Genomic DNA, 12,418 nt, shown 5'->3' on the forward strand with positions numbered 1-12,418 from the left:
CGTGGCGTCAACCTTAGCCGATATTGACACGTGCATTACGGAACATGCGCATCCACGGGCTATCTTCATTCCACTCTTCAGGGTGCCATGAGTTTGCCACCGCGCGGAATACACGCTCAGGGTGAGGCATCATAATGGTCACTCGTCCATCGGCGGTGGTTAAGCCGGTAATAGCGTTTGGCGAACCGTTAGGATTGTTCGGGTATTGTTGCGTTGGATTACCCAAGTTATCCACGTATCGCATCGCAACCGTACCAGATTGCTCAATCGCTGCTAAATGCTCTGCATCACGCACTTCCATGCGGCCTTCGCCATGTGACACGGCGATTGGCATACGAGAACCCGCCATCCCTTTAAAGAAAACTGAGTCATTCTCTTGGATCTCAACTAAGCTGAAACGTGCTTCAAAACGCTCAGATTCGTTACGTACGAATCGTGGCCAATACTCTGCACCAGGAATAAGCTCACGTAAATTAGACAGCATCTGACAACCATTACACACACCTAATGAGAACGTCTCTTCACGTTTAAAGAAGCCTTCGAACTGATCACGTGCTTGCTCGTTGAACAACACTGACTTCGCCCAACCTTCACCTGCGCCTAATACGTCACCGTATGAGAAACCACCACAGGCCACTAGACCTTTATAATCTTCTAATACCGCGTTACCCGTTAAGATATCGCTCATGTGAATATCAGTGGCTTCAAAACCCGCGCGATCAAATGCCGCCGCCATCTCAACATGCGAGTTGACACCCTGCTCACGTAAAATAGCCATCTTAGGTTTTGCGCCCGTTGCAATGTACGGGGCAGCAATGTCTTCATTAATGTCGTAGCTAAGCTTCACGTTCAAACCTGGGTCGCTGTTGTCTGACTTCGCAGCATGTTCCTGATCCGCACACTCGGTATTATCTCGAAGAGACTGCATTTTATGCGTGGTTTCAGCCCAAATAACACGAAGTTCAATACGTGACTTATCAATCACGGTCTCTTCGCCTGATGTAATGATGAACTGATCAGAAGCTTCAACCGCACCAATCACATGTGAGCACGTGGCTAAGCCGTGGTCAGATAACGTGGCTAATACTGACTCAAGTTCGCTGTCCGCCACTTGAATCACCGCACCTAACTCTTCGTTAAACAGAACCGCTAACGTATCTTCACCCAGAGCATCAATGTTTGCTTTCACACCACAGTGTCCCGCAAACGCCATCTCAGCCAGCGTGACAAACAGACCGCCATCGCCTTTATCGTGGTAAGCCATTAACTTATCTTCAGCCACTAACTGCTGCAGACCATCGTAGAAACCTTTCAGTTGCTCGGCATTATCGACATCAGCAGGTTTGTCACCTAACTGCTTATACACTTGCGCCAGCGCTGTTGCACCTAAACGATTCTTACCGTTACCAAGGTCGATAAGCACTAAGCTTGAATCACCTTTGTTGGTGCGAAGCTGAGGCGTAATCGTTTTGCGCACATCTTCCACTCGACCAAAGGCGGTAATAACCAGTGAAAGTGGTGATGTCACCTCTTTCTCTTCGCCATTTTCGCTCCACTTAGTCTTCATCGACATGGAGTCTTTACCCACAGGAATCGTTAAACCCAGTGCAGGACATAACTCTTCGCCCACGGCTTTAACCGCTTCGTACAGGCCCGCATCTTCACCAGGGTGACCCGCTGGAGACATCCAGTTTGCAGAGAGTTTAATGCGTTTGATATCGCCAATATTGGTTGCAGCGATGTTAGTGATCGCTTCGCCTACTGCTAGGCGCGCTGAAGCACCAAAATCAAGCAGAGCAACCGGAGTACGCTCGCCCATCGACATCGCTTCGCCGTGATACGTGTCGTAGCTGCCTGCAGTGACTGCACAGTTGGCCACTGGCACCTGCCAAGGGCCCACCATCTGATCGCGCGCCACTAAACCTGTTACAGTGCGGTCACCAATGGTAATAAGGAAAGTTTTCTCTGCCACAGTAGGAAGACGTAAAACACGCTCTACTGCATCGTCAATCGTGATGTTGCTGCGATCAATGGCCGGATTGCTTGCTTTTAATGTCACCACGTCGCGTGTCATCTTCGGCGTTTTGCCCAATAAGATGTCCATTGGCATATCGATTGGTGTATTGTCGAAATGAGCATCTTCCAGTTTCAGATTGCGCTCTTCGGTCGCTTTACCTACGATTGCATACGGGGCACGTTCACGCTTACAAATCGCTTCAAATGCTGGCATGTCTTTATCGGCAACTGCCATCACATAGCGCTCTTGAGACTCATTACACCAAATCTCAAGTGGGCTCATGCCAGGTTCATCATTTGGCACATCGCGTAGATTGAAAATTCCGCCACGCTCACCATCGTCCACTAACTCAGGCAGTGCATTTGAGATACCACCAGCGCCCACATCGTGAATGAAAGCAATTGGGTTATCGTCACCCATCTGCCAGCAGCGGTCGATAACCTCTTGGCAACGACGTTCCATCTCTGGGTTTTCACGCTGTACCGAAGCAAAATCTAAGTTCTCAGCCGATTGACCAGACGCCATTGAAGACGCGGCGCCACCGCCAAGCCCGATGTTCATGGCTGGTCCGCCTAATACAATTAAACTGGCGCCAACAGGAATTTCACGTTTCTGCACATGCTCGTCGCGGATGTTACCCATGCCACCAGCGATCATGATCGGCTTATGGTAACCACGAACTTCTTCACCGTTATGAGAGTTTACACGCTCTTCATAGGTACGGAAGTAACCGAGTAAGTTTGGACGACCAAATTCATTATTGAATGCCGCGCCGCCTAATGGGCCTTCTAGCATAATATCAAGTGCGGTAACAATACGACCTGGTTTACCAAAATCGGTCTCCCAAGGCTGCACAAAGTTTGGAATTTTTAAGTTTGAAACAGAGAAACCCACTAAACCAGCTTTTGGTTTACCACCGATGCCCGTTGCGCCTTCATCGCGGATTTCACCACCAGATCCTGTTGATGCGCCCGGCCAAGGAGAGATAGCGGTTGGGTGGTTATGAGTTTCCACTTTCATCAAGATGTGTGCTTGCTCTTGATGGTAATTGTATTCACGAGTTTCTGGATCAGGGAAGAAGCGACCAACCTCTGAACCTGTCATTACTGCCGCGTTATCTTTATAGGCGGACAATACATTCTCAGGGTGCAGCTCAAAGGTGTTTTTGATCATCTTAAACAGAGACTTCTCTTGTTTAATACCATCAATGGTCCAGTCAGCATTGAATATCTTATGACGGCAATGCTCTGAGTTCGCTTGAGCAAACATCATGAGTTCGATGTCAGTTGGGTTACGTCCTAGCTTCTCAGTAAAGCTCTCTAGCAAGTAATCAATTTCATCTTCAGCCAGTGCTAAGCCTAAAGTGACGTTTGCCTCTTCCAGTGCTTTTCGACCACCATTCAGCAGATCAACATCAGCGACGGGGGCAGGTTGTGCCACTGCAAACAGCGCATTAACAAGCTCAAAGTCGTTAAGGACGATCTCCATCATACGATCGTGCAAGATGGCTTTTAACTCAAGAGTTTGAACATCAGACAGTGGCGTACTGCTCTCAATATAATAAGCCGTGCCACGCTCTAAACGTTTGATAGAAGAGAGACCACAGTTGTTGGCGATGTCAGTCGCTTTTGAAGACCATGGAGAGATCGTTCCTGGACGAGGCGTCACGAGAACCAGCAGCCCTTCAGGGTCATGCTCTTGGATGGTAGGGCCGTAAGTCAGTAGCTTATTAAGCTTCTCTTGCTCAGACTCAGTAAGCTCAGTAGACAGATCCGCAAAGTGCATAAACTCGGCATAGATGTTTGTTACAGGCAGGCTTAGTTCTCGGCAAAGCTCTAATAGCTTATTAACACGAAACTCTGAAAGTGCGGCTGAACCACGCAATATTTTCATGTACTTACGTCTCTTTGGCAATTGATTAAAGATGATATTGACGTATTTTCATCGAATTCATAAAAATACGTCAATGCCACCTCGAGGATTGCGGGCGTAGTATAAGGGAAATTAGATCGATTCGTAACCTCTAACGCAACCGTTTGCGTTATTTTTTTATTTTTTTTTAATTACTCTTTGAAATCATGATTTATATTATTTTATCTCCGGTTTTTTTGCTCCTGACAGCCTGCTTTGGTATAAATACCCTCTACCGTAGCCACATGAGCGTCTCTTTTGATTCGAAATCAACTAAAAATAAAATATAAGTCTTTATTTTTAATTACTTTATTTAGCATTGTCCTTACTGGCTGTCAGATTGATTCTGAACCTAAATCCAAACTGGATGAGATAAGAGAACGTGGTGTATTGCGTGTTGGTACCTTAAATAATCAACTCTCCTACTACATAGGTACCGAGGGGCCAACCGGTCTCGATTATGATTTAGCCAAACTGTTTGCTGAACAGCTCAACGTAAAACTAGAGATGAAACCTGCTTACAGTTTCTCTGGTTTGTTTCCCGCATTAGAGCGTGATGAAGTGGATATTATTGCGGCAAATCTTACGGTCACTCCAAACCGTTTGAAACGCTTTCGCTCTGGCCCTGTCTACTATTATGTCAGCCAACAACTGGTGTATAAAAAAGGAGAGTGGCGCCCAAGAAACATCAAAAACCTAATTGAACAAGAGAATCACCTGACCATTCCGAAACACTCCAGCTTTGAATCAACCTTATTCAGCTTAAAGAGTGACAATCCGGATTTAGAGTGGCAAACCAATGCTAACTTAGGCGTGACGGAACTATTAAAATTGGTTGCAGAGGGCAAACTCGATTACACCATCGCTGACTCTGTTCAAGTGGCACTGAGCCAACGTATACACCCTGAAATTGCAGTGGCATTTGAGTTGACTGAAGATCAACCTATCGCTTGGTATCTCAATAAATCAAACAACGAAAGTTTACTCGGCATCATGATCGAATTTTTCGGCGATCTAAAACAGTCTGGTGAGCTAGTTAAGCTAGAAGAGAAGTATTTTGGTCATGTTGAGACCTTTGATTACGTGGATACTCGTGCCTTTATTCGTGCGATAGACAGTAAACTTGATCGCTGGGAGCCCCTATTTAAGAAGTATGCGGGTGAGTTTGACTGGCGCTTGTTGGCCGCACTCTCCTATCAAGAGTCCCACTGGCGCCCTAATGCGACCTCGCCAACAGGTGTACGTGGCATGATGATGTTGACCAAACCAACAGCGGCTTCTGTCGGTGTTAGAAACCGTTTAGACCCTGAACAGAGCATCCAAGGCGGCTCAAAATACCTAAGTAAAATTGTAAGGCGTGTTCCTGACTCGATTGAGAGCCATGAGAAGATCTGGTTTGCTTTGGCCTCTTACAATGTCGGTTTCGGACACATGATGGATGCAAGGCGGTTAACCCAAAGACAGGGGGCAGATCCAGATTCGTGGGGAGACGTCAAAGAGCGCCTGCCTCTGCTACGTCAAAAGAAATACTACAGTAAATCACGCTACGGTTTTGCCCGTGGCGATGAAGCCAAAAAATACGTAGAAAACATCCGCCGTTACTACCAATCGATAGTGGGTTATGAGTTAGAAAAATATAATGATGAGTTGGAAAAAGTTGACATCAATGTTGATAACTTAACCACCATCAATGTCACTATCGATGATATTGAAACACCAGAAAAAGCGGTTTCTGCCGCTGCTGACATATCGAGTGATGAGTAATATAAGGTAATTGGCCTATCGTAGGCCAATTACTGCCCCTCCTGCCTTCCTCGGCATTTGGATCATGATGTTCTTTTCGCTTACTGCTTAGCTGAAATCTTAAAAAATCGAAGAATATAAAAGAGTTGGAACTTTTTTTTCTACCTCTGGTCTTAAACACGTACCCTGTAATATCTCTCAGTATTTGCGACATTGCTCATATTATCGACACGATAATTGAGATCCTTATCACTTAAGGCGATTCATAAATCAGTAACAATGAAAGGATATAACAGAGAGGTTTCCTGATTCTTATGGCTGTAATCAGTTGTTTTCAGAAAAGAATAAACCAGAAGGAAGCCACAATTGGCTAATTTATCGTAAACAGGTAATTTAGATTGGAATAGAACTAACGAATAAAGGAGGCATATTGATGCTTTCAAGAAAAAGAACCGGTGCACATAAGAAAATGTCTACCACCAGAAGAAAACGCATGTTAACCAATAACCACAAAAAAACACTCAATCGCCACCGCGCATATATGATGACAGCACTGGACGATATCGAAGAGTAACCATCACCCGATAGGCAAACATTGATGTTAAGACTGTTTGCCTTTACCACCCTCCTCCGCTCTCATTAATCGCTTCAACTCCTTTTTTTCTACCCTTCTACGCTTAAAGAACGCCTGCAATTGAAAACGACACTCATCAGCCAGTAACCCTGCAGAGGCTTGTACGACATGGTAAACCCCTTCACCGTCTAACAGATTAATAACCGAACCCGCAGCGCCCGTTTTTTGATCGCTAGCACCGTAAATCACTTTGCCAACTCGGCTCTGCACCATGGCACCTGCACACATAGGGCAAGGCTCTAAGGTGACATACAAGGTAGTATCTAACAGACGGTAGTTCTCTAATACTTGACCCGCTTGCTTGATGGCCATCATTTCAGCGTGCGCCGTCGCATCATGCTGACCAATGGATCGGTTCCAACCCTCGCCGATAATTTGGTCATTCAATACCAGCACTGCGCCTACGGGAACCTCTCCTTCAGACTCGGCTACAGCTGCCAATTCTAGGGCTCTTCGCATATAGCGTACATCTTTATCAGTAAAAAGATCATCGTAGGCCAAATAGTCTTCTTTGGGGGTGGATTCTGTCATTTTTATCACACTTTTTTCGCGTATTTTATCGCACGGTTTGAATCGCAATAGTATAAAGCTTAAGTTCACTCATGAGCAACTGCCGAATCTCCTTCAAAAAAGTAGCCATAAAAAAGGGAGCCATCACAGCTCCCTTAGTCACTCTCTCTTAATTGGCTTACACCTCTTCTAAACGCGCGGTAAAGTGACGCAATACCGTTGGTTCGTAGGTTAAACGCAGCCCTTTCACTGTGTGTACGTTGTCTAGCACATCTTTAAAAGCATCAACAATGTAGTCACAGTGTGATTTGGTGATGGTCATGCGAGGTATGGTCAGACGCAGTAGCTCCATTGGGGCTTGGATCTGTACGCCATCTCGGTCACGACCTAGTAGAAGAGAACCGATCTCAACCGCACGAATGCCGCCAAGTTCATACAACTTACACGCCAAGGCATGGGCTGGGAACTGATCACCAGGAATGTGTGGCAATAGACGTCCTGCATCCACAAACACCGCGTGCCCACCTGCGGTCTGACAAGGAACCCCTGCTTTTTCAAGCTCATTCGCCAAGTAGGCAATTTGACTGATACGGTAAGCTAAGTAGTCTTGATCTTGCCCGTCATACAACCCACGAGCCAGCTCTTCAATCGCTTGACCCGACAGGCCGCCATAAGTAGGGAAGCCTTCCATCGGCACACAACGAGAGCGACACTCAGTAAACTCATCTAAATAAGTATCGTCCTTCACACACAACAGACCGCCAATGCGCACCATGGCATCTTTTTTCGCTGACATGGCCAGCATATCTGAGTATTTGTACATCTCTTTAATGATTGCAGCAATCGTCCAATCTTGGAAACCCTCTTCACGCTGTTGAATAAAGTAGGCATTTTCACAAAAACGTGCCGAATCCATCAATACCGGGATATCGAATCGCTGCGCCACTTCATATACCGCTTTCAAGTTGGCCATAGAGACAGGCTGACCACCGGCGGAGTTATTAGTAATAGTCGAGATGATGGTGTAGACATTTTCAGGGCCGTGCTCTTCAATCACCGCTTCAAGTTTAGCGATATCAAAGTTACCTTTAAATGGGTGGAATACATTGGTATCCATACACTCATCAATCACCACGTTCACCGCTTGTGCGCCGTTCAGTTGCGTGTGACCTTGGGTGGTGTCAAAGTGCCAGTTAGAAATAGAGACAGGCGCTGTCATCCCTTTTTCACGTTTGCGCTTCTCAATAAGCGTAGGAATGATCAACTGCTCTGCGCCACGCCCTTGGTGGGTTGGCATAGTGTACTTATAGCCGAAGATATCAGTAACCGCATCGGCCAATTTGTAGTAAGACTTAGAGCCTGCGTAGGCTTCATCACCCAGCATTCCCGCTGACAACATGGTATTGGTGATGGCGCCGGTGCCTGAATCAGTCAATAGATCAATAAACACATCGTCAGATCGTAGTGAGAATGGGTTCATGCCCGATGCTTTGATCGCCGCTTGACGCTCTTCAAGTGTTCTTAACACAATTGGCTCAACAACGCGGATACGGAATGGTTCTGGTAGGTGTTTAATATTGCTCATAATAGTGCCTTTTTTGTTGTGCTAAATTGCACAGAAAATTCATTAAAAATTAGGGTGTAACGAAACCGCTGATCTTAATGAATCGGCAAATAATGAGTCAGTTTGTAATCTTCAATGTACCAAGGCGACAAGATCGGCATGGCAGAAGATTCCCAATATTGAGGTAGTGTCACGCTATATTCCTCGATGAAAATACAATAACGCTAATAATAAGAGTAGAACAACAGAGCGATAGAGACACTGTTTTCTAGAAGGTACAGCTGCGCGGAAGCGCTTCGATGGGGGTTATTCGAAGTTTAGTTGGAATGAGAGCCTGTGATCCAAATTATACCAAGCTGACAGAGTCGACTCAGATTTGGATGCGGTGTTGTGGTGCATAGTCTTCCCTATACCAATGGCCCCAAACCCGTTGGGTACCTACTGAAGCCACATCATTATACAGTTTCACTTATTTATAAATGAGCAGAGTGAATAACTGTGACCTAATTATCAGTCGTGCTACGCCAGCTTCTCAGCGAGAAAATCCACCAGCATGCGAACCTTTGGAGATAAGTGGCGATTATTTGGATAGAGCGCCCATATTCCCTCTCTCTCTTCTTGAAAGGCAGACAACAGATCAATCAATTGACCCGATTCCAAGTAACTCTGCACGTAATAATCGGGCAGCTGAACGATGCCAATGCCCTTTAATGCCGCATCGGTTAGCGCTTTGCCACTGTTACTATGAATGCTGCCCTTTATACGAATACTCCGCTCTTTTCCCGACTCGATAAAGCGCCAGTAATCTTTGGCGCCAATCAGGCAGTTGTGTTGACGCAGCTCCGACAGCGTATAGGGCTCACCATAGCGCTCAATATAGTCTGGTGAGGCGCAAACATGGATGCGACGTGATGAGAGGCGTTTGGCCATCATTGAGGAGTCGTGCAAGCGGCCAAGACGAATCGCCAAGTCGAAACCTTGTTCAACCAGATCAAACTGTTGATTGCTCAGTTGAAAGTGCAGCTCAAGTTGCGGGTGTTTCTCCATAAACTGATTCAGTAACGGTGCGATCTGCTGCTCGCCATAGGTGACCGGTGCGGTAATCTTTATTTTACCTTGCGGAGTGCTTTGCAAGTTACTCACCGCTCGTTCGGCTTGCTCTAACCCATCTAACACTTGGCGACAGTGTTGATAATAGGTCTGCCCTGCTTCAGTCACAGAGACTCGTCGCGTAGTGCGGTTAAGCAGTTTAATGGCCAAGCGGTCTTCTAATGCGGACACTTTACGGCTGATCTGAGCCACCGAGGTATCCAGCTTTTTAGCCGCTGCGGTAAAACTCTCTGTTTCTGCCACTGAGACAAACTCCGATACCCCTTCCCAGTTCGCCATCTTATCTACCTTATCGCCTATTATTACATGTGTGTAAAAATCATTTACCATTTACCCTGATTATCATCATTTAAAAAACAAATACAATACATCCCATCAAATAGCTCTTATAAAAAAGACATAGCGAGTTCATCATTAACTGCCACACTCACTATGACTAAATTGAAGTACCGAGCAGACGCTGGGTATTTAACACTCAATAAAGGAAATCACATGACTGACCAATTCATCAAATCAAAAGCTGCTATTGCTTGGGGCCCAAACCAACCGCTTTCTGTTGAAGAAGTGGACGTAATGCTACCGCGCAAAGGCGAAGTGTTAGTTCGTATCGTAGCAACAGGCGTGTGCCATACCGACGCATTTACCATGTCTGGCCAAGATCCAGAAGGCATCTTCCCGGTGATCTTAGGTCACGAAGGCGGCGGTATTGTTGAGCAGATCGGTGAAGGCGTGACCAGCGTATCCGTTGGCGATCACGTTATCCCACTTTACACCGCTGAGTGTGGCGAGTGTAAGTTCTGTAAATCTGGAAAAACTAACCTATGTAGCGCAGTACGTGAAACACAGGGTAAAGGTTTAATGCCAGATGGAACCACTCGTTTCTATAAAGATGGTCAGCCTATTTTCCACTACATGGGTTGTTCAACGTTCTCTGAATACACGGTTCTTCCTGAGATCTCTCTGGCTAAAGTGAGCAAAGAAGCGCCATTAGAAGAGGTTTGTCTACTAGGTTGCGGCGTCACCACTGGCATGGGCGCAGTACTCAATACAGCAAAAGTAGAGAAAGGCGATAACGTGGCTATCTTTGGTCTTGGCGGTATCGGTCTGTCAGCGATTATTGGCGCGAAAATGGCCGGCGCAAACCGCATTATTGGTATCGACATCAATGAGAGCAAGTTTGAACTGGCGAAACAGCTCGGCGCGACTGATTGCATCAACCCGAAAGATTACGATAAACCGATTCAAGATGTAATTGTTGAGATGACCGATGGCGGTGTTGAGTACTCGTTTGAGTGTATAGGCAACGTGGATGTGATGCGTTCAGCGCTTGAGTGCTGTCACAAAGGTTGGGGCGAGTCTGTCGTGATTGGCGTGGCTGGTGCAGGTCAAGAGATCTCAACCCGTCCATTCCAGCTAGTGACTGGTCGTGTATGGCGTGGTTCTGCATTCGGTGGTGTTAAAGGCCGTTCTGAGCTTCCAGCCATTGTTGAGCGTTACATGGCAGGCGAATTTGCCCTGAATGACTTCATTACCCACACCATGGGCCTTGATGACATCAACAAATCGTTTGATCTGATGCACAGCGGCGAAAGCATCCGTACTGTTATTCATTTTGATAAGTAATAGTATTTAAATCCGAGTAAGACTGAATTACATCACAAGACGCCGTAAATCCATCCATGGAGGCTTGACCATAGCGTCCATGCTATGGACACTTGTTCAAGCAATTCGGTCTTAATCTTAACTCATTCCAGATAACAGTCAGCGCCATTGATTTTCGGCGCTTTTCTATTTTTACGGGAACCTAACATGAATGTAGAGAACATCAGCCAAGCAAAAGTGGCTGGCGGTTGGCACAAACAGTATAGCCACCCATCCCCAACCCTAAATTGCGACATGCGCTTTGCCATCTTTCTGCCCCCGCAAGCGAGCAGCACTAACCCAGTTCCGGTGATCTACTGGCTCTCTGGCTTAACATGCAGTGACGAGAATTTCATGCAAAAAGCCGGCGCATTCAAAATGGCGGCCGAGTTAGGGGTGGCGATTGTGGCACCAGACACCAGCCCACGTGGCGATGATGTTCCTGATGACGCAGAAGGCGCCTACGATTTTGGTTTGGGTGCAGGTTTTTACGTGAACGCTACGCAAGCGCCGTGGAATCGCAATTATCAGATGTATGACTATGTGGTGAATGAGCTGCCGAACTTGATAGAAGCGCACTTCCCTGTCTCTGATAAACGCGCGATTTCAGGGCACAGCATGGGCGGGCATGGCGCATTAACCATCGCCATGAAAAATGAAGATCGTTACAGCTCAGTCTCTGCATTCAGCCCTATCAGCAACCCAATTAACTGCCCTTGGGGTAAAAAAGCATTGGGCAACTATTTGGGCGATGATGTGAAAGAGTGGAAAGCGTATGACGCCTCTGAACTGCTCAAAGCATCAAGCTTCAAGCTGCCTATATTGGTTGATCAAGGTGACGCGGATAACTTCTTAGAAGAGCAGCTGCACCCACAAGCGTTGGTAGATGCGGCATCCATTTCAGGTGCAAACCTAGAGTTAAGAATGCAGCCTGGTTACGACCACAGCTACTTCTTTATCTCTAGCTTTATTGAAGATCACTTGAAGTTTCATGCTAAGTGGTTTTAGTAGGGTTTGTTTTAATAAGTGTTGAATGGAAATGGCCTGCTTTGAGAGCAGGCTTTTTTTTAGTCAAGCAGGAGTATTTAACTCGAATATAAGGTGAAACTAATTTTTATGGATAGTTAAGTATTTACTCCAGCACTCTTTTGTTGAGTTATTGTAAGTCACTGACACTAACATTCCAGTAGTTAAACCAGTTAAAGCAACTGAAAGTGCTTGCTTAACAGCTGAGATCTTAACTCCAATTTGATTTGCATAATAATAAACCGAGTTGGTTCCATTATAA

10 protein-coding genes are annotated in these 12,418 nt (G+C 46.1%); 4 read left to right on the forward strand and 6 right to left on the reverse strand.

Translation table 11 applies throughout. The features are described 5' to 3' along the window. Window positions 1-13 precede the first annotated feature (13 nt). Window positions 14-3,910: a phosphoribosylformylglycinamidine synthase gene (gene purL, locus L4C32_RS06410; RefSeq protein ID WP_428196036.1), complete on the reverse strand. Its 3,897-nt coding sequence runs from the start codon at window positions 3,908-3,910 to the stop codon at window positions 14-16. Between the two features lie 279 nt (window positions 3,911-4,189). Here purL and mltF point away from each other — a divergent pair, with 279 nt between their 5' ends. Then, window positions 4,190-5,692, forward strand: coding sequence for a membrane-bound lytic murein transglycosylase MltF (mltF, locus tag L4C32_RS06415; RefSeq protein ID WP_428196047.1), 1,503 nt, complete (start codon window positions 4,190-4,192; stop codon window positions 5,690-5,692). 412 nt (window positions 5,693-6,104) lie between these two features. Then, the gene (locus tag L4C32_RS06420) at window positions 6,105-6,245 is read left to right on the forward strand and encodes a hypothetical protein (protein WP_428196037.1); all 141 of its coding nucleotides are present in this window, start codon (window positions 6,105-6,107) and stop codon (window positions 6,243-6,245) included. A gap of 27 nt (window positions 6,246-6,272) precedes the next feature. Here L4C32_RS06420 and tadA read toward each other — a convergent pair whose 3' ends face one another. The 4 genes from tadA to L4C32_RS06440 all read right to left on the reverse strand — a co-directional run bounded on the left by tadA (window position 6,273) and on the right by L4C32_RS06440 (window position 9,768). After that, entirely contained in the window at window positions 6,273-6,836 is a 564-nt protein-coding gene (tadA, locus tag L4C32_RS06425; protein WP_428196038.1) for a tRNA adenosine(34) deaminase TadA, read from the reverse strand. A gap of 157 nt (window positions 6,837-6,993) precedes the next feature. Beyond that, on the reverse strand, window positions 6,994-8,400 hold the full coding sequence (locus tag L4C32_RS06430; RefSeq protein ID WP_428196039.1) for a tryptophanase: 1,407 nt from the start codon (window positions 8,398-8,400) through the stop codon (window positions 6,994-6,996). Window positions 8,401-8,685: 285 nt separating this feature from the next. Beyond that, a complete protein-coding gene (gene tnaC, locus L4C32_RS06435; RefSeq protein ID WP_428196040.1) occupies window positions 8,686-8,778 on the reverse strand; it encodes a tryptophanase leader peptide in 93 nt (30 codons plus the stop codon). Window positions 8,779-8,898: 120 nt separating this feature from the next. Next, window positions 8,899-9,768 (reverse strand): LysR substrate-binding domain-containing protein, encoded by an 870-nt coding sequence (locus L4C32_RS06440; RefSeq protein WP_428196041.1) that lies wholly within the window; start codon window positions 9,766-9,768, stop codon window positions 8,899-8,901. Window positions 9,769-9,981: 213 nt separating this feature from the next. On the opposite strand from L4C32_RS06440, the gene L4C32_RS06445 reads away from it, so the two are divergent. Both L4C32_RS06445 and fghA read left to right on the forward strand, forming a co-directional pair. Continuing rightward, complete coding sequence (locus L4C32_RS06445) at window positions 9,982-11,112, forward strand: S-(hydroxymethyl)glutathione dehydrogenase/class III alcohol dehydrogenase (protein ID WP_428196042.1); 1,131 nt, start codon at window positions 9,982-9,984, stop codon at window positions 11,110-11,112. A 186-nt stretch (window positions 11,113-11,298) separates the two neighbouring features. Further along, window positions 11,299-12,138, forward strand: a complete 840-nt coding sequence (gene fghA, locus L4C32_RS06450) for an S-formylglutathione hydrolase (RefSeq protein WP_428196043.1) — start codon at window positions 11,299-11,301, stop codon at window positions 12,136-12,138. A 99-nt stretch (window positions 12,139-12,237) separates the two neighbouring features. Here the strand turns inward: fghA and L4C32_RS06455 are convergent. Further along, window positions 12,238-12,418 (reverse strand): hypothetical protein (locus L4C32_RS06455; protein ID WP_428196044.1); only part of this gene is annotated, 181 nt, incomplete at its 5' end.

Origin of the sequence: Aliivibrio kagoshimensis (genome assembly GCF_050337105.1) — a bacterium.
In the GTDB taxonomy this organism is placed as follows: domain Bacteria; phylum Pseudomonadota; class Gammaproteobacteria; order Enterobacterales; family Vibrionaceae; genus Aliivibrio_A; species Aliivibrio_A kagoshimensis.